At 43.3% G+C, this 21,125-nt stretch carries 19 protein-coding genes; 8 read left to right on the top strand and 11 right to left on the bottom strand.

The window, feature by feature from the left end; genetic code table 11:
- Positions 1–182 precede the first annotated feature (182 nt).
- The gene (locus tag FQV37_RS12355; RefSeq protein ID WP_160023396.1) at positions 183–1,580 is read left to right on the top strand and encodes a nicotinate phosphoribosyltransferase; all 1,398 of its coding nucleotides are present in this window, start codon (positions 183–185) and stop codon (positions 1,578–1,580) included.
- A complete protein-coding gene (locus tag FQV37_RS12350; RefSeq protein WP_160023395.1) occupies positions 1,574–2,434 on the top strand; it encodes an SGNH/GDSL hydrolase family protein in 861 nt (286 codons plus the stop codon). Before FQV37_RS12355 ends, FQV37_RS12350 begins: the two co-directional genes overlap by 7 nt.
- A 111-nt stretch (positions 2,435–2,545) precedes the next feature.
- On the opposite strand, the gene FQV37_RS12345 is transcribed toward FQV37_RS12350, so the two are convergent.
- Positions 2,546–2,824: a type B 50S ribosomal protein L31 gene (locus tag FQV37_RS12345; protein WP_057761772.1), complete on the bottom strand. Its 279-nt coding sequence runs from the start codon at positions 2,822–2,824 to the stop codon at positions 2,546–2,548.
- A 502-nt stretch (positions 2,825–3,326) separates the two neighbouring features.
- On the opposite strand from FQV37_RS12345, the gene FQV37_RS12340 reads away from it, so the two are divergent.
- Together FQV37_RS12340 and FQV37_RS12335 are read left to right on the top strand one after the other, a co-directional pair.
- Positions 3,327–3,917, top strand: a complete 591-nt coding sequence (locus tag FQV37_RS12340) for a YceI family protein (protein ID WP_102078195.1) — start codon at positions 3,327–3,329, stop codon at positions 3,915–3,917.
- Positions 3,918–4,141: 224 nt separating this feature from the next.
- Positions 4,142–5,233, top strand: coding sequence for a peptidoglycan bridge formation glycyltransferase FemA/FemB family protein (locus FQV37_RS12335; protein WP_160023393.1), 1,092 nt, complete (start codon positions 4,142–4,144; stop codon positions 5,231–5,233).
- 155 nt (positions 5,234–5,388) lie between these two features.
- On the opposite strand, the gene FQV37_RS12330 is transcribed toward FQV37_RS12335, so the two are convergent.
- Complete coding sequence (locus tag FQV37_RS12330; protein WP_227526638.1) at positions 5,389–5,826, bottom strand: hypothetical protein; 438 nt, start codon at positions 5,824–5,826, stop codon at positions 5,389–5,391.
- A gap of 557 nt (positions 5,827–6,383) precedes the next feature.
- On the opposite strand from FQV37_RS12330, the gene FQV37_RS12325 reads away from it, so the two are divergent.
- Complete coding sequence (locus tag FQV37_RS12325) at positions 6,384–8,003, top strand: FAD-dependent oxidoreductase (RefSeq protein WP_160023380.1); 1,620 nt, start codon at positions 6,384–6,386, stop codon at positions 8,001–8,003.
- Between the two features lie 132 nt (positions 8,004–8,135).
- Here the strand turns inward: FQV37_RS12325 and FQV37_RS12320 are convergent, their stop codons facing one another.
- Positions 8,136–8,819: an LOG family protein gene (locus tag FQV37_RS12320; protein ID WP_057761780.1), complete on the bottom strand. Its 684-nt coding sequence runs from the start codon at positions 8,817–8,819 to the stop codon at positions 8,136–8,138.
- Positions 8,820–9,242: 423 nt separating this feature from the next.
- Between FQV37_RS12320 and FQV37_RS12315 the strand changes: the two genes are divergently transcribed.
- Positions 9,243–10,088 (top strand): alpha/beta hydrolase family protein, encoded by an 846-nt coding sequence (locus FQV37_RS12315; protein ID WP_338104012.1) that lies wholly within the window; start codon positions 9,243–9,245, stop codon positions 10,086–10,088.
- A gap of 48 nt (positions 10,089–10,136) precedes the next feature.
- Here FQV37_RS12315 and FQV37_RS12310 read toward each other — a convergent pair whose 3' ends face one another.
- Positions 10,137–10,859, bottom strand: a complete 723-nt coding sequence (locus FQV37_RS12310; protein ID WP_160023376.1) for a putative quorum-sensing-regulated virulence factor — start codon at positions 10,857–10,859, stop codon at positions 10,137–10,139.
- Between the two features lie 197 nt (positions 10,860–11,056).
- Here FQV37_RS12310 and FQV37_RS12305 point away from each other — a divergent pair, with 197 nt between their 5' ends.
- Positions 11,057–11,647 carry a M23 family metallopeptidase gene (locus FQV37_RS12305; RefSeq protein ID WP_160023364.1) on the top strand — a complete coding sequence of 197 codons (591 nt, stop codon included), beginning with the start codon at positions 11,057–11,059 and terminating at the stop codon, positions 11,645–11,647.
- Between the two features lie 107 nt (positions 11,648–11,754).
- On the opposite strand, the gene phoR is transcribed toward FQV37_RS12305, so the two are convergent.
- The 3 genes from phoR to dtd all read right to left on the bottom strand — a co-directional run bounded on the left by phoR (position 11,755) and on the right by dtd (position 14,174).
- Complete coding sequence (gene phoR / locus FQV37_RS12300) at positions 11,755–12,846, bottom strand: phosphate regulon sensor histidine kinase PhoR (RefSeq protein ID WP_057761783.1); 1,092 nt, start codon at positions 12,844–12,846, stop codon at positions 11,755–11,757.
- Positions 12,847–12,904: 58 nt separating this feature from the next.
- Complete coding sequence (phoB, locus tag FQV37_RS12295) at positions 12,905–13,609, bottom strand: phosphate regulon transcriptional regulator PhoB (protein WP_057761786.1); 705 nt, start codon at positions 13,607–13,609, stop codon at positions 12,905–12,907.
- A 112-nt stretch (positions 13,610–13,721) separates the two neighbouring features.
- Complete coding sequence (gene dtd / locus FQV37_RS12290) at positions 13,722–14,174, bottom strand: D-aminoacyl-tRNA deacylase (protein WP_101205333.1); 453 nt, start codon at positions 14,172–14,174, stop codon at positions 13,722–13,724.
- Positions 14,175–14,448: 274 nt separating this feature from the next.
- On the opposite strand from dtd, the gene asd reads away from it, so the two are divergent.
- Positions 14,449–15,285: an archaetidylserine decarboxylase gene (gene asd / locus FQV37_RS12285; protein WP_101205332.1), complete on the top strand. Its 837-nt coding sequence runs from the start codon at positions 14,449–14,451 to the stop codon at positions 15,283–15,285.
- Between the two features lie 94 nt (positions 15,286–15,379).
- On the opposite strand, the gene FQV37_RS12280 is transcribed toward asd, so the two are convergent.
- The 4 genes from FQV37_RS12280 to fadB all read right to left on the bottom strand — a co-directional run bounded on the left by FQV37_RS12280 (position 15,380) and on the right by fadB (position 20,656).
- A complete protein-coding gene (locus FQV37_RS12280; protein WP_160023362.1) occupies positions 15,380–16,009 on the bottom strand; it encodes an HD domain-containing protein in 630 nt (209 codons plus the stop codon).
- A gap of 223 nt (positions 16,010–16,232) precedes the next feature.
- Positions 16,233–16,808: an isochorismatase family protein gene (locus FQV37_RS12275; RefSeq protein WP_101205330.1), complete on the bottom strand. Its 576-nt coding sequence runs from the start codon at positions 16,806–16,808 to the stop codon at positions 16,233–16,235.
- A 285-nt stretch (positions 16,809–17,093) separates the two neighbouring features.
- A complete protein-coding gene (fadA, locus tag FQV37_RS12270; protein ID WP_160023360.1) occupies positions 17,094–18,266 on the bottom strand; it encodes an acetyl-CoA C-acyltransferase FadA in 1,173 nt (390 codons plus the stop codon).
- 230 nt (positions 18,267–18,496) lie between these two features.
- On the bottom strand, positions 18,497–20,656 hold the full coding sequence (fadB, locus tag FQV37_RS12265; protein ID WP_160023358.1) for a fatty acid oxidation complex subunit alpha FadB: 2,160 nt from the start codon (positions 20,654–20,656) through the stop codon (positions 18,497–18,499).
- Between the last annotated feature and the right edge of the window lie 469 nt (positions 20,657–21,125).

The following is a 21,125-nucleotide window of genomic DNA, read 5'->3' as shown; positions in this document are numbered from 1 at the left end:
TTTCTTTAGTAGCGTTTTTTAGCAGCTTTTTATAATAGCGACTTGAGCAAGTTATTATCAAAACAGCTATCACTAAATATCTCACTAATAACCTGATTCCAACGCCGATAGACGGCAATCAACCGCCGCCACTGCTCTTTTATTAAGACAGCTGCGGCATTTCAAAGCAGAGGAGTTCTGTGATGTATACCAGCAATCTAAACAACTTAATCTTAAATAGCGACAGCTATAAGACTTCACATTGGGTGCAATACCCAAGCGGTAGTGAATATCTGTCAAGCTACATTGAGGCGCGCAAGGGCGACTACGATGTGGTGTTCTTTGGTTTACAAGCCTTTATCAAAGAGTACTTAAGTACGCCTATTACTCATCAAGATATCGATGAAGCCGAAAAGGTCATTCAAGCGCATGGCCTGACCTTCAATCGTGCTGGCTGGGAACATTTAATCGAAAAACATGACGGCTATTTGCCACTGCGTATCCAAGCCGTACCCGAAGGCAGCATCGTGCCTGTGTCCAATGTAGTCTGCCAAGTGATCAATACCGATCCTGAGTTTTACTGGCTACCCAGCTATATCGAAACAGCGTTATTGCGTGCGATTTGGTATCCATCCACGGTCGCTAGTGTTTCTCACTATTGCAAAGACATTATCCGTCAAGCATTAGAAAAATCAGCGGACAATACAGAGTCCCTGCCTTTTCGCTTGCATGACTTTGGCGCGCGCGGGGCATCAAGTCAAGAAACGGTTGCACTTGGTAGCTTAGCGCATTTGGTCAACTTTGCTGGTACTGACTCGATGACAGCGCTTATTGCTGCTAGTCGCTGGTATCAGATGGGTGATGATATGCCTGCATTCTCTATTCCAGCGGCCGAGCACAGTACGATGACAGCTTGGGGACGTGATAGCGAGACTGCTGCTTTTCACAATATGATCGAGCAGTTTGGCGGTAAAGACAAAGCCTTTTCGGTCGTTTCAGATAGTTATGATTTATGGAATGCCATCGACAATATCTGGGGCGACGCCTTAAAAGACGAAGTCAAAAATATGGGCGGCACTTTGGTCATTCGTCCAGACAGCGGCGAACCTACCAAAGTCGTCCGTGAAGCGTTAGAGCGCTTGGCAGTGAAGTTCGGTACGACCATAAACAGCAAAGGCTATAAAGTGCTACCCGACTACGTACGCATCATCCAAGGTGATGGCATCAGCTCGCAAAGCTTAAGTAAAATTATTGATGTGGTCATCAAAGCAGGCTTTAGCATAGAAAACGTGACATTTGGTATGGGCGGTGGTCTATTGCAGCAAGTCAACCGCGACACCATGAGTTGGGCAATGAAATCTAGCGCTATCTCTATCGATGGCGCATGGAAGGATATTTATAAAGATCCTGTCACCAGCCGCTCAAAACGCTCGAAAAAAGGACGATTGGCACTGGTAAAATCCGATAGCGGCCAGCTAACAACCATAAAAGAAAATGAGATGAGCGACCCAACTGACAATCTATTACGTGATGTCTACGTCGATGGTAAATTGTTAATTGAAGACAGTCTTACGACTATTAGGGAACGTGCAGGATGGTAGATACTAGTAAGCTGACATCAGTCGCAAAGGACGTTTTACTTGCCCCTGTCTACCTCTATCAAGGCCGCAAAATCAAGCGTGATACAGTCCGCTTGCCTGAACCACATGGCGAAAGGCACGGCGTGATTGACCTGCCTCAAGCGAATAATGAGGTATCAACGCAAGACGCTAAAACCTTTAACCTTATGGTCGTCGGTGATTCGGCAGCAGCAGGTGTGGGTAGCCAAACGCAGCAAGAAGCGTTGGTCGGTAAGCTCATCCCGATACTGGAACAGAACAAGGCTATCCAATCAAATTTTGCTCGACTCAATTGGTCGTTGCAAGCGACAACAGGTCATACCAGCTTTGATATTCTACGCAGGTTATATGTCCTACCGGCTCCTGAGCAGCCTATTGATGTGATGTTGCTAAGCGTAGGGGTTAATGACACGACGTCCAATGTCTCTGTACATAAATGGCAACAGCAAATTGAAGACATTATCAATATCGCACAGCGCAAATTTGGCGTACGAGAATTGGTTTTTTTAAGTTTGCCGCCGATGGCGCAAATGCCTGCAATCCCTGCCCCGCTCAATAACTTTGTGGGCGCAAAAGCATCGATACTTGATGGGATATTACAGCAGGTCTGTGCGGCTCATGCTAGTGTCACTTATATGGCAACCGACTTTACAAGGATGCTAGAAGAGCATGCAAATGGTTCGGCTATAGATATCAATGTGATGTTTGCCAGTGATGGATTTCATCCTAGCAGTCTGATGTACGGCTATTGGGCACAGCAGATAGTAGAGACTATTATCCAATTATTAGATTCTATTCAGTTATTAGACTCATCTACCACTGAGTTTGAGCGCTAAACAGCCTGTTAGCTTTATTTTTAGACAATAGAAAATTAAACCAAAAAAAACCGCTGAATAATCAGCGGTTTTTTATTGCTTAGCGAAATATATTTACACCATAAGTGTAAATTATTCAGCAGCGTCTGCAGCTTTCTTGCTACGGCCACCAAATGCGCCAAAGCGTTTGTTGAAGCTTGCAACACGACCTTCAGTAGAAGTTTTACGTTGCTCACCAGTATAGAATGGATGCGACGCACTTGAGATATCAAGTGGGTAGTATGGGTATTCTTTACCTTCGTATTCACGAGTCGCTTTAGTCTTAGCAGTTGAGCGAGTCAAAAAGAACACGTCAGCGTTAGTGTCGTGGAATAAAACTTCTTGGTAATTAGGATGGATATCTTTACGCATAATATACTCTCTAGGTCCGATGTATGTACAACGTCTAAATACAGCATCAGCGATGATGTATCAAACAAATGATGACATACGTAACTGAGGCACTAAGGACATTACAAGTATGGCAACTGCGTCACTGGCTTATTCCAGCACCCAACACCACCCTTCTGTTCGCTTAGCCTTTCCCCAGCGGGAAAATTAAACCGCGATTTTAACGGTTTTTGACGTAAGACGCAAGGAGCAGTTGTGATAGAGATATGTGATAAGTTGTCAATAATAGAGAAATAGTGTTGAGATGTATGAGTTAACCCAGTACAATGTTTTGGTTAGATATATTAATCAATTACATTTTTATATGTAGTTAATCTAACCAAATATAGGTTGGCTGCGCTATTTATTTATCGCAACTCTAGGACACATAGCTACAATATATTTACTCATTTTTTACAAAAAATGTTTTCTTCTTTGTTCATCGGCGAGCACCAATACCCTAATACTATGTAAGGACTATTCAATGAAAACCACTACAAAAGCCCTATTGATCAGCTCAATACTTTCTATCACTACCATGGCAAGCGCTGCACTGCCGACTCAGTGGCAACTAGATAACTCTCACACTCGTGTCGGTTTCTCAGTTGATCACATGGGATTTTCTACGGTCATGGGACACTTTAGCGATGTAGACGGTACCGTTAAATTTGATCTAAAGAACCCTAACCAAACCCAGCTGAACTTTGTCATTGATACAGACAGTATCGATACTGCTTGGGCTGCCCGTGACAAACATTTAAAAACGGAAGAGTTCTTTAACGTTAAAAAATACCCTACTATGAGCTTTAAATCTACTCAGGTTAATTTTGTAAATCCGCAGCAAGCAAAAGTAACTGGGGACTTTACTTTACTGGGTCAAACCAAGCCGCTAACTCTTAATTTAACGCTGAACAAAATCGATAACAGCCCTCTGACCAAAGAGCCAGTCGTTGGCTTCCGTGCTACTGGCACTATAGACCGTGCAGCTTATGGTATGACAGCCTACTCTGCTGGTATTACGACCAATGTTCCTATCCAAATCGATGGCGAGCTAGTAGAAAAAAAATCAAAGTAAGCTTATAGCTCTCTAATAGCTTTCGACCAGAACGAGAAAAGCAGCCTACCCTCATTTATAGAGGCAGGCTGCTTTTTTATTTCCTATAGATTCTTCTACGCTCTAATAGTATATTCATTATTTTACATAAAAGGTTTTTATATACTTGAAGGCTTCATAATTTGTTGTTATATTCGTATATACGGATTTACGAATATATAACGCAACACTGAGGGAGCAGCAACGTGGATACAGTACAAGTTGATTACATAGCGATAGATGCTGAGTGGGATAAGAAGGTATCAAATCATCATTTTGATATATATCACTTATCTGGTTGGATTGCGGCCTCAGCTGTCATCGACAAAGGCAAGCCTCAAGGCATCATCGCTCACTATAAGAACAAGGAAGTATTGTTACCTATCATAGTTAGAGACATTGACTCAGAGCACTGGGATGCTACTTCCACTTATGGTTACGGTGGCCCGTTGATGGACAAAACCCTCACTGATGCCGAGTTAGACATCATACTGGATGAGATAAGAGCTTTTCTTTGCGAGAGAGGCTGCGTGTCTTTGTTTATGCGGTTGCATCCGATTATTAATAAAGAATGGATACCCACAGTTGGCAAAGCACTGACTCACGGGCTGACTCTGGTGTCTGATTTGAGTAAGTCAGAAGAAGAGCATTGGAGCGAAACACAAAATCGACATCGCCGCGGTATCAAAAAAGCCATAAAAATGGGTGTCGTGACAAAAACAGAATTCTTAACCCGACAGAACGCGATGGTGTTCTCAGACATTTATAAAGAGACGATGCGACACGTCAAGGCCAGTGATTATTACTTCTTTGATGATGATTATTTTTTTAATTTGCTTGAAAACCTTCAAGAAAAAATACTGCTGATAACCGCCTATCAAGACGATAAAGCAATTGGGTCTTCTATATATACGCTCTGCCAAGAGTCTGGCGTTATGCAGTTCCATCTTGGCGGCACGTTAAACGCCTATACACATCTGCAACCTTCTAAACTTATCACTCATGTCGCTCGCAATTGGGGACGAGAGAACCGTTATGAAGTGCTACATCTTGGTGGCGGCGTTGGCTCCAATTTAGATTCTTTATATGAGTATAAGAAAGGCTTTAGCTCACAAGAGTTACTATTTAAGACTTACAGGCTCATCGTCAACGTAGCAAAATATACAGAGTTAGTAGCGGATATCTGGTTCACGGAAAGTGATCTGCTCTCAGACTTTTTTCCTTTATATAGAAAAGAGCCTAGCAAAGAAGAAGTGTTAGAGACCATTCAGGTTGAGCCTTTAGCAAATGTGACATAGTACAGGTCACATCTATTATTAAAGAATATACGCACGGTAGTATTCTCGATAGCGGAAAATAGAACCAAACAAACGAAAAGCAGCCTGCCTCTATACTTGAGGATAGGCTGCTTTTTTACCTTAACGTTTTCGAGTCAGTCTATATCTAATGCGTACTATTTACTTGGGATAACGTGCCAAACGCCAAGTTTATCATCACCGTCTTTGTCACCAACTTTTGTATCGTTAGCATAGAAGTATAAAGGCTTACCGTTCATTGCCCATTGATATTTGCCATCTTCACGCTTAAAGGCAGCAAACTGACCTGAAGCTTTAGCATCGCTAGGCGCTTTGAAAATTGGCCACACAACTTGGCAAGCTGCACCGCAATCTGACTTGTTCATAGAGTCTTTATCAAACGTATATAACGTCATATGGTTGGTAGCATCCACCAACACCCCATTCTTGCTAGTGACTGGTGCTGTATTATTGCTCGTTGCCTGTACTTCATGCGTACCTGACATATCATTACCGACTACGTTTTTTAAGGTAGTACAGCCAGTTAGTGCCAATACACCTGTTAGTGCCGATAACATCATTATATTTTTCATCATAACTTCCTTGTAATTTTAGTCGTATTTTTTATAGCGATAAGCCTGTTGTCGTTTACTTTGTCGATTGTCCCTGTTGTTGATTTCAACATTTGTAATTTTGAACAGTTATCAAAACAGAACCTACGCTTCTTGTTAAGCAAAATAAATATAGCATATGGCTTTATATTATCTTGGTAATCAATATACACGCTTACAAAAGTGGTCGAATTTTACAAAACAATAAAACGAGCTTATTTTCGATTTCACAGGTTTGCCACTTCTCTCGTTTACTCTATTTTTAGACAGGCTCGTTTGTCTGAAAAACTTCACACATATAGCGACTCGTTGACAAAACTCATGCATCTTCTTACGTATTTCCCATCATATTGTCTGTAGTTCTTCGTAAAATAAACCTATAGAGATGAAGAACGGCTAAACAATAGAAAAGATGACTATTGAAGTTCAGATTTGTGTGTTGAACTTAATTACCTTCGCACGCATATCAAGAAATATGGAACATTGAATAAATATACCGAGCACGGCCTAATACAGATGCTATTAAGGATACAACGACGACAATGACTCAGTCTTTTGATAAAAACTACGCTCAATCCTTTAATCGTGACGCTCATTCTGGGGTGTTATCTTATGGGGCACTAAACACTCAACCTAAAAAACGTGTTGGCATTTTGGGCGGCGGTACTGCGGGATCGACAATTGCGATTCGACTTGCTGCATTAGGATTAGAGACCTACTTATTCGAGAAGAAAAAATCACTCATTGATGGACCACCTATGTGTCATTTGCACGCAGGTGGTAACTTGTATCGTGAAATACCGGACGAGGATTGCGTAGCACTGCTCAAGCAATGTATCGATATTTTGCGTTTATATCCGCACACTATTGACGTTCGTCCTACTGTGTTTGCTGTACCGACACGTGACGAAGGACTGCCTGAAGATTTACTACCGCGTTTAGACATTTTGACCGATGCTTATCAAGAATTGATCGAGCAAGATGCTAATAATAAGGTATTGGGTGAGCCTGAAGATTACTATCAACTCTACAGCCATGAGCAATTGATTGAGCTGTCTGAACGTGAGCAAGTCGCTGTACCAAGTACGGTTGATGAGTGGATGATTCCAGTCGCTAGATATTTGGATTTGAACAAGGTTAAATTTCCATTAATTGTCGTTCAAGAATATGGCTGGAATATTTTTCGTTTAGCCGCTTCTGCTAAGCTTGCGCTCGAAGAGTACGACAATGCGCACGTATTTACTGAAACTGCGGTACAAAAAGTCGTGCCGGTAGATTGTGAGAACTGTACCAACGCTGACCATCATGTCACTAAATGGCGTATCGACTATCAACAAATCCATAATCAAGAACACGCCTCTCAGCCTGAGTCTATCGAAGTTGATTATTTAGTCAACGCTTGCGGATTTCGTACAGGTGTCATCGACGATATGGTTGGTGTCGAAGTAACACGTATGGTCGAGTTCAAATCGTCTTATGTGACCCATTGGGGTGATGCTGGTGGACAGATACCAGAGATTATCGTTTATGGTCAACGAGGAACGCCAGAAGGCATGGCGCAGCTTACCCCCTACCCTGGCGGATATTTTCAGATCCACGGTATGAGCAAAGCCATTACTCTGTTTGATGATGGTCTTGTCGCATCAAGTGAAGACAGTGCGCAGCCCAAACTGCCACAGCAATATGTGCACTATATTGAAGATGGTTGGGATAAAGCGCCCCTACAGGCACGTAGTCAGCAAGCGATTGAGTATGTGGCGGAGTTTGTACCGACATTTAACAGCGCACGTACTGTTGGTAACGCGCTATACGGTGGGCAGCAGATTCCTGGACAGGATGATACGCTGCGAGTCGCTGATGTGAGTTTATACTCTAATATACGCTATGCCCGTGCAGAAAACGTCAAAGCATCTTCGACCTTGATTGCCGCTGATCAAATCGTTAATGAGCTGACAGATCTAGGTTTGATAGAGAACGATACGCCTATGAATCGTAGTCGCTATGCTCACGAGTGGTCGTACCTTGTCCATAACGATAGCCTCGCTGTCGATGAGGTTGCTCGTGAGCTCGCTGAGCAGCGTGGATTTCCAATCGCTATGGCTCATGTTAATCATAGTATTCGTGAAGTAGCATTGGACGATCTCACGCCTGCTGATGCCTAATAGACATGATTCGCTGATAGGTTGTTAATACATATAACAAAGGAGCAGATAACCGAGATTTGGTTATCTGCTCCTTTTTTCGTCATAGCTTTTAATATTTAAGCATTTGCTATGTATAAATAGCTATACGGCTTAACTATTACTGCCTGCCATCTTCTCCGTATCCACAGCATCATCTATGGTCACTACTGTCTGTAGCATATCAATCGCTTCGCTGATGGTATTGCACACTACTAGACGATCTAAATCTTCCTGCTTCATAAAGCCTTGCTCAGTGGTATATTTCAAATGCTCAATCATACGGTCATAAAAACCATTGATGTTCAAAATAATCATTGGTTTTTCGTGCTGGTACAATTGACGCCACGTGGCGATTTCCATAATCTCTTCTAATGTTCCTAGCCCGCCCGGTAGCGTGATAAAGGCATCGGCATACTCTGCCATGACGGTCTTACGCGTGTGCATAGTGTCAGTCAAATGCAAGCGAGTCAGCTGCTCATGAGCGATTTCGTGCTTGAGCATAAAGGTTGGAATCACGCCCACTGCTTGCGCGCCGCCATTGATTACTTCATCCGCAACTGCGCCCATCAGACCGATACTAGCGCCACCATATACTAGCCCCATGCCATTATTTGCCAAAGCACTGCCAAGCTCGCGTGCCGCCTGTTCATACACGTCGCCATTGCCCAAGCGTGAACCGCAATACACAGCCACGAGCGGCATTGATAGGGCAGACTTGTCGACTGCTTTTTCAATATTTGTAATGTCTTTGCTTGTGATTACGTCATAAGTATCATCGTTAATTTTCATTTGCATATAGCTTCCTTAATTACCTGTCAGTTTTTATTGAGTGCTTGTTATTAGTGAGGGCTGCATACTGACACCTATCATTTATATTGTCATGCACATGATTCATAAGACAAACTCAGCCAAGCTATATAAAACTTGGAAGTCATATTTGAGCAACTGTCTTGCCAGCATTTATCTTAACATAAGCAATGCTACCACATAGTCACAACGATTTATCACTACGCAACGACTACACTTTCAAGATGCGCATTTATTGTTCATCATAGTTCGATATTCATTATCTACTAATAAAAATACTAAGGTATACCCATGGATAATCATAACGCCTCTCATACTGCCGAGCTATCAAGCTCTGTGGTTAATAGCACTCTCACTAATAAAAGTAATGTGAATGACGCGAGTAATATTGACACTTACTCATTAAGCATCATGACTGATCGCAACCAAGCATTGGCAGCCACTGTCTATCGCCCTAAAGATGCGACAAAAAAAGCCGTCATGATGGCACCCGCCACAGGTATTAAGCGCCACTTTTATCATAACTTTGCGACCTACCTAGCAGAGAGCGGCTTTGGGGTGCTGGCCTTCGATAACGAAGGAATCGGTGAGTCATTATCGACCGATCTGGCAAAATGTAGCGCTTCTTTGATCAGTTGGGGTCGCCACGACATGCCTGCCGTACTTGATGCCTTACAAGATGAGTTTCCTGATGCCTCTTATCATCTTATCGGTCATAGCGCGGGCGGTCAGCTCATTGGCTTGATGCCTAACTATCAGGCGATTGGCTCAGTGTTCAATGTCGCTTGCTCGTCAGGGCGTATCAAAAATATGGGCATGCCATATAAACTCAAAGCTATGGGCTTTATGGATGCGTTTATTCCATTCACTAATTTAACACTAGGCTATACGCCGTCAGACAAAATCGGTATGGGTGAGCCGCTACCACGCGGAGTAGCGCGTCAATGGCGTGAATGGTGCAATGGCGAAGGCTATATCAAGACCGCATTTGGCAAAAGCATACACACGCATTTCTATGATGAGCTCAGCATGCCAGCACTGTGGCTTGGCTTTAGCGATGATGATATCGCCAACAGTGAAAACATGGACGATATGATAAGGGTATTTACAAAAATGCCCGTAGAAAAGCGTTTCTTGGACCCTGAGGATTTTGGTCTAAATCATATTGGTCATATGCGCTATTTTAGCAGTAAGACCAATATCAAAGCGCCGCAGCTATGGCAGATGGCGGTGACATGGTTGCACGACCAACCATAAGCTTAGCACCATGTCGCACCATACATGGTAGACCCTCGATAATTCAGGTTACTTTTTTGCATTTTCTGCTTCTTCCAGTTTTAAGCGTTTAGTCAGTGCCGAATACAGGGACGGCTGCATATTATGAATATTGCCTATCATCCATTTAACATAGCTGATGGGCACGTCTTTGATCGGCTTGCCTTTATGCTTACCAAACGGCATCTTGCTCACAGGGGTCGCTTTATTAGAAATAGCATGTGCTGCTGCAAAATCTGTCGGCGCAATTTCTAGACGCTCGCAGCATGCTTGATACAGCAAATAGCACATTCGAGCATCGCCAAGCGCATCATGAGCGGCAATCGTCATTGCACTCGCTTCACCCTTACCCAATAACTGTTCGATACACTTAGACTGACCGTAAGCACGCCATTCTGGAAAGGCGGCCCGCGCAAGTCTCACCGTACAAATCAGCTTAGCAGAAGGACTGCCAATCACTCGCCAATCAAAACGTACATTGTGACCAATCAAGTACTCTGGCAATTCAAACTGTTCTAGCTCAAAGCGCTCAAGTCCAGCCACATCAGCATCGGTAATACCATGCACCTTTATGACAATGGGTGAGATAGATCGACCACTGTTAAAGTATTTCATCCATTCAAAGCCAGTTGCTACATTGATAGTAGCAACTTGGATAGGTCTAGGATCACTGCCCTGATCTGTTTCAGTATCGATAACCAGCGCTGTTTCGCGCGTGGCAAAAATATCAGCAGGATTAAAAGCATCATTCATAAAATATTAACCATCAGTAGCAACTGTCTATGCTCAGCAGAAATGTTAAGTAGATAAAACTGTATTTGCTGTTTATTTCCTTAACCATAAGGATATCTATTGGGGTAAAAACGATAGATAACAATGCGATACATACGTTATCAGACGAAGCTTTTATAATAAAATCTCAAATGACATAAAATATATATGAGACATCAATGCTAGCAGATGGAAATAACCAGCCTCCCAGACCTTCTTTTTTTAGTCGTTTAATAAGCCTATTGATTAAGGCTATCGTATTGCTAGCACTGTTATTTGTCTTCGATAAGCTACTACCTAGTATTAGCCAACAGACGCAGTCATTTGTGGTTGCCAAATGGCAGCAATTGAGTCTATTGCAACAAGAACTGCCGACCGAAAACAGCTTGCCCAGTCCACTATCAGAACGAAACCTGACAGATACTTGGGGCGCGGCACGTAGTCAAGGCCGCTCCCACGAAGGTATCGATATCTTTGCGCCGCGTAATACTCCCGTGCAGTCGACTACGCAAGGCGTAGTAAGCAAGGTTGGTGAGAACACATTGGGTGGGCGCGTGGTTGTGGTGGTAGGGCCTGGTGGCGCAGGACATTACTACGCTCATCTAGAAGACTATGCTGACATCTCCCCCAATGACTGGGTCAATCAGGGCGATGTGATAGGTTATGTGGGTGATAGCGGTAACGCAAAAGGAACACCAACACATGTACATTATGGTATCTATATTAATGGCAGTGCGGTTAACCCTTATCCACTTTTGCAAAAGGATTAACGAATACAAAAAAGTATGTCGTTATCCTAATTTGAAGTCATGCTAGGTTTATATTAATCAAGAAACTGAAACCGAAAAACCAACGCTAATACAGACTAGAAATCGTATTAATTGGCAGTAACGGATCTGACATAGTTTGAAGGAAATACCACACTAAATGTCGACCCTTCCCCTTCTACTGAATCGATTTGCAATTGCGCTTCGTGCTGGTGCAGTACGTGTTTTACAATCGCTAATCCCAACCCCGTACCACCTGTTGCACGGCTACGACCTTTGTCGATACGATAGAAACGCTCTGTCAAACGGGCGATATGCTCTGACGCAATACCGATCCCATCATCTTCGACCGCGAAACGGCAGCCATCAGACGTCCTTGTCCAGCTGATAGTGATATTGCCACCCTTTGGCGTATATTTGATCGCATTGATTACTAGATTGGATAGCGCACTATTCAAGTACATCTCTGACCCGTACAGCCCATCATACGTATCTATATGCAAATGAATGATGTGTTTGTACGCTTGGTTGTAGGCCTGTGCATCGTCATAGATATTGGTCAGTAGCTTAGTCATATCTATGTAATGCAGCTCGTGTGACTCTTCGATTTCAATCTTAGACAATAGCAGTAAGTCGTTCACAATTCTGTTCATACGGGCTGTTTGCTGGGTCATCAGCTCAAAACCACGACGCCATTGCGGCGGCATATCTGGCTGATCGGAGAAATTTTCTAGGTAGCCCATCATTACCGTCAATGGTGTTCTAAGCTCATGCGAGACATTTGCGACAAAATCCTGACGCATTTGCTCTAAGTGCCGCAAGCGGGTCACATCATATACAAACAGCAGTTTTTCATCACCGAAAGGGGTCAGTTCACACTTTAAGTAGCGACTAGGATCTCGCCATGATTCTATATGGACGCCATCGTTGGGTATCGTTGTACCTTCATAATACTGACGGAACTCAGGTACAGTAATAAAGTCAAAAATGTTCTGACCTTTATCTTCTGGCTGTAGCAGCAATAAGTCTTGTGCCGCCTGATTCCACCATTCTAGTCCATCATTATTGTTGAGCAAAATCACTGCATCGCGCAAGGCTCGTAGTGCACTGCCGATTTTTTTGAGTTGCTCCGCTGTACTTTGAGTAGATATTTGCTCTAATAGAGCTGATTGCTCACTTTGTGCTGGCGCTATCTTGTCCATCTCTTATCCTTACCACTATCCGCGGCCTTTATATCGCTGCGGCATTATTTGTACAAGATTAACTTGGCTCAATCAGGCTAGAAAATCGGTAGCCTGTTCCACGTACCGTCTGTATCAATGTATCACAGTCATAAGGTCGCAGTAATTTACGTAGACGTTTGATATGCACATCGATGGTTCGGTCTTCGATGTATACATTGCCGCCCCATACCTGATCGAGCAGCTGCGTTCGTGTATAGGCGCGCTCAGGGTGACTCATAAAAAATGCCAATAGGCGATACTCTGTGGGCCCAACATCAACGATTTTACCGGCAGCTGTCACGCGCTGACTCTTAGTATCTAGACTTAACTGTCCAATTTCGATAGGTTTATCGCTGCTCATCGCGCTACTGCGGCGTAGTACGGCTTTGATTCTAGAAATCAGCTCACGAGTCGAAAAAGGTTTGGTCATATAATCATCTGCGCCTGCATCAAGACCGTGCACCTTACTATCTTCTTCGCTTTTTGCCGTTAGCATAATGACTGGTATTTCAGAGAGTAGCTCATCGTTTTTGAGCATACGACAAAAATCCACACCGCTCTTGTCACCCGGCAACATCCAATCTAATAGTATCAGTGATGGTCTATGATCGACCACTTGCTGATGCGCCTCTGACACGTCAGCTGCTTGCAAGCTATCAAACCCAGCCATCTCTAGCGTCATGACAACCATTTCACGAATCGCAGGCTCATCTTCAACAATCAAAATTTGCTCATTATACATAGGACATTCTCGGTGTTAGCGGACAAAATCTAGCATGTAAAAAGGCGATATATACTCACCAGTCTCTACCTATTAAACGGATTAATTATGACAGCTTGATGACACTCTAAAATCAGATTTCTAGTAAAAAATTAAGCGGCCCATCATTGACGCTCGACACTTGCATATCAGCACCAAACTGACCAGTTGCCACGTTCGGGTGCTTAGTTTTGGCATAATCGACCAGTTGTTCAAATAACGCTTGCGCCGCAGCAGGTGCCATTGCTCCACCAAAGTCTGGTCGGCGTCCTTTGTCAGTTTTTGCCATCAAGGTAAATTGCGAGACCAATAATAGCCCACCACCAATCTGCTGAACGTTTTTATCCAGTTTACCAAATTTGGCCGGATCTTCGTCATTTTCAAAAATGCGATAGGTCAGTATTTTGTCAATCATACGCTGTGCAGCGGCGAAATCGTCTTCATGCCCTAAGCCAATATATGCCAATACTCCATGCTCAATCTCACCAATACACTGTTGATCGACGACCACACTAGCGTGCTTCACCCGTTGTATGAGTGCTTTCATTTACTAATTCCTTAACAGATTATGGCCATACAATAATATACTGTCCATGATAAAATACCGTCATTAACTTAACTATTATTAGGGCGTGTTTGATATTCACAAATAGGTACTGCGGATCGCTAAAACTGTTCCAGACAAGGCGTAAAACGACGATAATGCTCATGCCTTATCTAGATTTACAACGTAGTATGGCGCAATTTTAGCCACTGCCAGTGCTATGGTCGAACTTCCAACACGCCCCTATTATATTACACCTTATTTTGGTAGCCTTATTATGAATGTATTTACCACCTTACAACAGCTTGTGCCGCAGCAAAAGCTCAGTAAAGTCGCTGGACGTTTGGCCGCCAGTCGCCACCCTTATGTCAAACGCACCTTTATCCGTAGCTTTGCCAAAGCTTATAATATCAGCTTAGACGAGTACGAACGCCAAAGCCTTAACGCTTATGAAAGTTTTAATGACTTTTTTACCCGTGAGTTAAAAGAAGATGCTCGTACTATCGACGCCACGGCAAACGGTATCGTGAGCCCTGCGGACGGTATTATCTCTCAGCTAGGACAAATCGAAGACCATAAACTACTACAGGCAAAAGGTCGTCACTATGATGTCGGCCAACTACTTGCTGATAGTGAAGATGGCAGTTATTTCGCTGATGGTAGTTTTGCAACTATCTACTTAGCGCCTAGTAATTATCACCGTGTGCATATGCCGTTTACTGGTACATTGACCAAGACTCGCTATGTACCTGGCACCCTGTTTTCGGTCAACAATACCACGGCGGCTAACGTGCCAGACTTATTTGCGCGTAATGAGCGTCTGGTCTGTATGTTTGATACCAAGTATGGCAAAGCAGCTGTCGTAATGGTTGGTGCTATGATCGTCGCTGGTATTGAAACTGTCGCCACTGGCAAAATTGCTCGTACTGACGACATATTCGAGTCCGATCATGATATGCAGTTTGCAGCAGGCGAAGAGCTGGGACGCTTTTATTTGGGCTCAACGGCTATCGTAGTATTACCAAAAGCAGCAAAGGCTGACTGGCTAGATAGTATGCAAGCCAACAGCGTTGTGCAAATGGGTCAATTGCTAGGAATGGCAAATGCTCAATAACACGCCTGTATAAGAGTACTGAAAATATCAGCCCAGTTAAGCGTAAATCATAATGCTTAATTGGGCTTTTTTTATGCCTGTTACTTACGTAGATTTATGCATCAATCAGCCAGCCTTGCTGAGTTGCGTATGCAATATTATGTGAGAGCCAATCATGGATAGGAGGAAAGCTGTCTTTGATAAATGCATGCGCACCCGCCACTTTCGAACGCGTGACACCAAGCTCAATCCACGTTTTACCGTTGGTATTCAGATTGAGTAAAAACGGCAATAAGCGATCAACCACTCTGAGCAACTGACTTTCTTTGCTATTTCCTGTTTCCTGCGCTTCCCAAACCTCGCTTAAATCACTAATGCCATTGCCTCGCTCACGTTGCAATCTAGCAATGCCTGCACGCTCTTCGACGTGTGCATCAGTACGCGTATCGGCATATAAAAAAGTATCACCCGCATCAATCTCACCCAAATCATGAACCAGTGCCATCTTCAGCAATTTTTCATGATTGACGTCTAGTGCAAATAATTCAGCAATTGACCAACAGGCCATCGCTAAATGCCAAGAATGTTCGGCAGAGTTTTCTTTGCGAGTGGTCTGTGTCACATAGCTACGGCGATTCACGCGTTTGAGCGCATCTAACTCCAATAAGAAATGAGTGACATCGTCGATGTCGATATGTGAAGTAGATTCGGAATGAGTGAGTGATATAGAGCTGGCTTGCGACATTGATTTTCTCTGGTTTTCTCTAGTTATTGGTTTTAATACTTATGAGTTCTAGCTATTTTAAGTTTCATTGCTCAAGATATTATAATTGGTTTGATATATAGCAATGGTTAAAAGAATATTACCGTTACCAAAAAAATAGCGCTTATTTTACCAAGCGCTATCTATTCTAAGTTAGAAGATAAATGGTCAAATTGACTCCCTATTTATCCAAGTTTTTAACCACCTACTTAATCAAATTGATAATCGTTTTAAATGCAGGGTCTTCACTGCTACGGCATAGCTCAAATAAGATTGATTCGACAGTGCTAATCACCCCACCTGCACGGCGAATACGGCGAATTGCTTGCTTTTTGTCATAAGGAAAACGAGAACCCACCGCATCCCCAATAATGACAGGCTGCATACCATTATCCAATAAATCCAGTGCCGTTTGCATAATACAAACATGAGCTTCAGCACCAAAAAGCAACACGGTACTACGGTTCTGCTGCGCTAGATGGTGCCATGAATCATTGTTATCGCAGGCACTAAACGTAACCTTTTCAAAGCTCTTGGCATTGTCTCCTTCGAGTACGTCGCGCAGCTCTGGTAAAGTATCGCCCAAGCCTTTTTTATATTGTTCATTGAGCATGATTGGAATATTGAGTGCCTGTAACCCTTTAATCAAGGTAACGGTTTTTTTGACAATATTTTCGTGGTCATAGATATGCGGCGTTAAGCGCTCTTGCACATCAACAATCATCGCTTGGGTATTCTCACGAGCGATTCGATAGGTGCGATCATTAATCATAGTAGACATAGTACACTCCTTGTACGGCTGACAGTTGCAACTAAAAACTATTTTAGAATTATCATAAACAGTGCCATGGTTCATCTTTCTCTTATTTAGTCATAGTTTCATGAATGCGTCAATGGAGATAATTTTTAATCGCCGTAATACTGTGTTTTTCGACTCTGTGATCTATTAGCTTACCAACTATTAATTTGACCCATAAAAAAACCTCTAGCCGTTATGACTAGAGGTTTTTCGTTAGCGAGTAGCTACTTGTTGAGTGTTCAAATAATCTTGTTTATACAAATAAGATTAAACACGCTCAATAATAGTAGCAATACCTTGGCCAAGACCGATACACATCGTCGCTAGACCAATTTCAGTATCTGACTGCTCCATTGCGTTTAGCAATGTCACTGTGATACGAGCACCTGAACATCCTAGTGGATGACCTAGAGCAATGGCACCACCGTTGATGTTAACGATATCTTGCTTATCAGATAAATTTAGACCTTTTAATACCGATAGACCTTGAGCAGCAAATGCTTCGTTTAGCTCGATGGTTTGCATATCATCGATGCTCATGCCAGCACGCTTCAATGCTTTTTTGGTAGCAGGTACAGGACCATAACCCATGATAGCAGCATCACAACCAGCCACAGCCATACTACGAATACGAGCACGTGGCTTTAGACCTAGATCTTTGGCTTTTTGTGCGCTCATGACTAGCATCGCTGACGCACCGTCAGATAATGCAGATGAGGTTGCCGCTGTTACTGTACCGCCTTTTGGATCAAACGCTGGACGTAGCTTTTGCATTTGCTCCATCGTTGCATCTGGACGAATCACTTCATCAACCGTACATAGTTGCAGACGACCAGCAGCATCATGACCTTCGATACCGATGATTTCATTGTCAAAACGACCTTCAGTGGTTGCAGCCCATGCACGGCGATGTGACTCAAGACCAAACGCGTCTTGCTCTTCGCGCGTGATGTTGTTCATACGACCTAGCATTTCAGCAGTCAAGCCCATCATGTTTGACGCTTTTGCATAATGCTTAGAAGCAGCAGGGTTTAGATCAACACCGTGCATCATGCCTACGTGACCCATGTGCTCAACACCACCGATGATGAATACATCACCTTGGTTGGTCATGATTTGTGCAGCAGCAGTATGTAGCGCCTGCATAGAAGAACCACATAGACGGTTAACCGTTTGGCCACCAGCAGTCTTTGGGATACCAGCTAGCAAACCGATGTTACGACCGATGTTCAATCCTTGCTCTAGCGTCTGGTTGACACAACCCCAGATAATGTCTTCGATATCATTGGTATCAAAGTCATTACGTTCTACTAGCGCACGTACTAGTTCCGCTGACATGCTGTCAGCACGTACATGACGGAACATACCGTTTTTGGTTTTGCCCATTGCCGAGCGTACGCCATCTACGATGACCACATCTTTTGGACTTAAAGTTGTCATACCATATTCCTTTTCAATTTTTATTGTCAGTGTAGTCAGCCCAATTTACGACTATTACCTTGTTAATCCCACTCAAAGTACAATAGGTACATTTTCGCTTGATTTACTCGTACTAGCATTAAACTGAACCAACTATGATCGTACGTTCGCTATTGGAGACGATTCATGTCTCAACTACTTTTATGCAAAATAACAAACGTACTGCACTTCATCCTAGTAATGACTGACTATTACGCTGTTGCGTAAAAAGTCTCGCCTGCGGCTGCCATGTCGCGAATCTTTTGTGGCGCTTCATAAGCTTTGCCAAGATGTGCGTATTTTTCACATAGTGCCAAGTAGTTATCTAGACCCATTTGATCGATATAACGGCATGGGCCACCACGGAATGGAGGGAAACCTACGCCCATAATCATCGCCATATCGGCCTCGCTTGGTGTGCTTACGATGTTGTCTTCTAAGCAGCGAACCGTTTCGTTGCAGAAAGCAATCATAGTGCGATCAATGATTGCTTGATCGTCAAAGGTTTGTTTTTCGCTATCGGTCGTGGCTTTTAGCAGCTCGTAAGTGGCTTCGTCAGCAACTTTCTTTGGCTTACCGCGCTTGTCCATTTCGTATTTATAGAAACCGATACCGTTTTTCTGACCCAGACGCTCATTGTCATATAGATGCTGAATCGCACCTTTATAATCAGGCTTCATACGATCAGGGAAACCATCAGCCATCACTGCTGCGCCATGTACACCTGTATCTAGACCGACCACGTCGATTAGGTATGCAGGGCCCATCGGCCAGCCGAATTTTTCCATAACTTTATCGACATGAGCAAAGTCAGCACCTTGCTTCAGTAGCAAGTCAAACGCGCCAAAGTATGGGAACAATACACGGTTTACCAAGAAACCTGGGCAGTCGTTAACCACTACTGGCACTTTACCCATTTTAGAAGCGAGTGCAACAGTAGTCGCGATGGCTTCTTCAGATGACTTCTCACCACGGATAACTTCTACCAATGGCATACGATGTACTGGGTTGAAGAAATGCATACCGACGAAGTTTTCTGGACGCTCAAGCGCTTCTGCTAGGAACGTAATAGAGATAGTCGAAGTGTTTGACGCTAGGATACAATCATCTTTTACCAAGCCTTCTACTTCTTTTAGTACCGCACGCTTCACGTTTGGATTTTCTACAACAGCTTCGATTACGATATCAGTCTCAGCAAAATCACCATAGTTCAAAGTAGGACGGATACGGCTTAAGGTTTCACCCATTTTTGCAGGGGTCATCTTGCCGCGTTCTACCATTTTGCCAAGCAGTTTGCTCGCTTCGCCCATACCAAGGTCTAATTGCTCAGACTTGATATCTTTCATAATGATTGGCAAGCCTTTGCTGGCTGCCTGATAAGCGATACCGCCACCCATGATGCCAGCACCTAGTACGGCGGCTTCACTGATGTCATGTGCTAATTTGCTATGCTGTTTCGCTAACTTTTTAACCAATTGATCGTTTAAGAACAAACCAACCAAGCTTTCTGCTTGTGGGGTTTTAGCCGCTTTTGCAAAACCAGCCGCTTCTACTTCGATTGCTTTGTCACGTGGTAGGTTAACGTGTTTTTCAATAGCTTCGATTGCTAGCGCTGGTGCTGGGTATTGCTTAGGATTGGCTTTAGCGAAAATAGCACCTTTGGCACTGTTGAACGCCATTGCTTGCTCAAGCTGGTTTAGCTTAACTGGCGCCAGTTTTTCTTCACGTTTTGCTTTCCAATCAAGCTCACCTGAGATACATTTTTTGACTAGATCAATCGCTGCATCTTGCAAATCATCAGCAGGTACAGTCGCATCAACCAAGCCTAGCTTCAATGCTGCCAATGCTTTCTTTGGGCTACCAGTCGCGATCAGCTCAAGTGCGTTATCGATACCGATGATACGCGTACTACGAACTGTACCGCCGAAACCTGGGAAGATACCTAGCTGAGTTTCTGGTAGACCGATGATGGCTTTGTCACTCATGACACGGTATTCACAAACCAAAGTCATTTCACAACCGCCGCCCATCGCCGCGCCATTGATAGCCGCAACTTTAGGGAATGGCAAGTCTTCAAAACGATTGAAAGCGTCATTGACATGAACGACCCAATCTTTGATCTCGCTTTCTGATTTTTTGAAAGAACCGACGAATTCTGTAATATCAGCACCAGCGATAAACACGCCTTTGGCTGAAGTAACGATAAGACCTTTTACGTTGTCGGCTTTTTCTAACGCACTAACTGCTTCACCAAACTGTTTGTTGGTTTCGGCATCAAATTTGTTCACGCTCTCATTTTCGGCGTTGTACTGCATGTTGGCGATGCCATCCTCTAGCATTGTCACCGTGATGCGATTTCCTTGGTATACCATTTGAAACTCCTTTCTATATAACGAAAGCTACGTTTTGAATTAAAATAAATAGCCAGTTACTGTTAGTAAAATGGGTAATAGCACTGTGCGCTTGTCATGTTATAAAGACAAACATATAACCAGCTCACAAGTGAAGATGTCTTTATTATCCAGCGTTCATCATGATGCACGTATTTTGCGTCTCTTGCATGACATCATATGACGCTTCATTTATATACTGCTGTTGCAGGTACTGATGTTCAAAATATTGACTGAGACTTGGTCTAACACTCGGTATCGACGATTGAACATCCTGAGAAAAAACCCAGTAGGGTCACCATCAGACCATTTTCACGTCAATTAGTGTAGGGGATTATGCCCCTAACTGTCACAAGCTAATACCATACTCGCAAGTCACTCTTAAATCACTTGCAGGCATTTACCTTACGCTAAAAGTGTTTTAGTGAATAAATGTATACTGAATTGTTAA

The sequence above is a fragment of the Psychrobacter nivimaris genome (genome assembly GCF_009812035.1).
GTDB lineage: Bacteria > Pseudomonadota > Gammaproteobacteria > Pseudomonadales > Moraxellaceae > Psychrobacter > Psychrobacter nivimaris.
The sequence above is the reverse complement of the archived record's forward strand: the minus strand, read 5'-3'. Positions and strand labels throughout refer to the sequence as shown.

Coding starts and splice junctions, on each gene's coding strand:
- fadB (WP_160023358.1), bottom strand. CDS start 20,656: ATGGTATACCAAGGAAATCGCATCACGGTGACAATGCTAGAGGATGGC.
- FQV37_RS12310 (WP_160023376.1), bottom strand. CDS start 10,859: ATGAATGATGCTTTTAATCCTGCTGATATTTTTGCCACGCGCGAAACA.
- FQV37_RS12350 (WP_160023395.1), top strand. CDS start 1,574: ATGGTAGATACTAGTAAGCTGACATCAGTCGCAAAGGACGTTTTACTT.
- FQV37_RS12345 (WP_057761772.1), bottom strand. CDS start 2,824: ATGCGTAAAGATATCCATCCTAATTACCAAGAAGTTTTATTCCACGAC.
- fadA (WP_160023360.1), bottom strand. CDS start 18,266: ATGACAACTTTAAGTCCAAAAGATGTGGTCATCGTAGATGGCGTACGC.
- FQV37_RS12275 (WP_101205330.1), bottom strand. CDS start 16,808: ATGTCTACTATGATTAATGATCGCACCTATCGAATCGCTCGTGAGAAT.
- FQV37_RS12340 (WP_102078195.1), top strand. CDS start 3,327: ATGAAAACCACTACAAAAGCCCTATTGATCAGCTCAATACTTTCTATC.
- dtd (WP_101205333.1), bottom strand. CDS start 14,174: ATGAAAGCACTCATACAACGGGTGAAGCACGCTAGTGTGGTCGTCGAT.
- FQV37_RS12305 (WP_160023364.1), top strand. CDS start 11,057: ATGCTAGCAGATGGAAATAACCAGCCTCCCAGACCTTCTTTTTTTAGT.
- FQV37_RS12320 (WP_057761780.1), bottom strand. CDS start 8,819: ATGCAAATGAAAATTAACGATGATACTTATGACGTAATCACAAGCAAA.
- FQV37_RS12330 (WP_227526638.1), bottom strand. CDS start 5,826: ATGATGAAAAATATAATGATGTTATCGGCACTAACAGGTGTATTGGCA.
- asd (WP_101205332.1), top strand. CDS start 14,449: ATGAATGTATTTACCACCTTACAACAGCTTGTGCCGCAGCAAAAGCTC.
- FQV37_RS12280 (WP_160023362.1), bottom strand. CDS start 16,009: ATGTCGCAAGCCAGCTCTATATCACTCACTCATTCCGAATCTACTTCA.
- FQV37_RS12325 (WP_160023380.1), top strand. CDS start 6,384: ATGACTCAGTCTTTTGATAAAAACTACGCTCAATCCTTTAATCGTGAC.
- phoR (WP_057761783.1), bottom strand. CDS start 12,846: ATGGACAAGATAGCGCCAGCACAAAGTGAGCAATCAGCTCTATTAGAG.
- phoB (WP_057761786.1), bottom strand. CDS start 13,609: ATGTATAATGAGCAAATTTTGATTGTTGAAGATGAGCCTGCGATTCGT.
- FQV37_RS12355 (WP_160023396.1), top strand. CDS start 183: ATGTATACCAGCAATCTAAACAACTTAATCTTAAATAGCGACAGCTAT.
- FQV37_RS12315 (WP_338104012.1), top strand. CDS start 9,243: ATGACTGATCGCAACCAAGCATTGGCAGCCACTGTCTATCGCCCTAAA.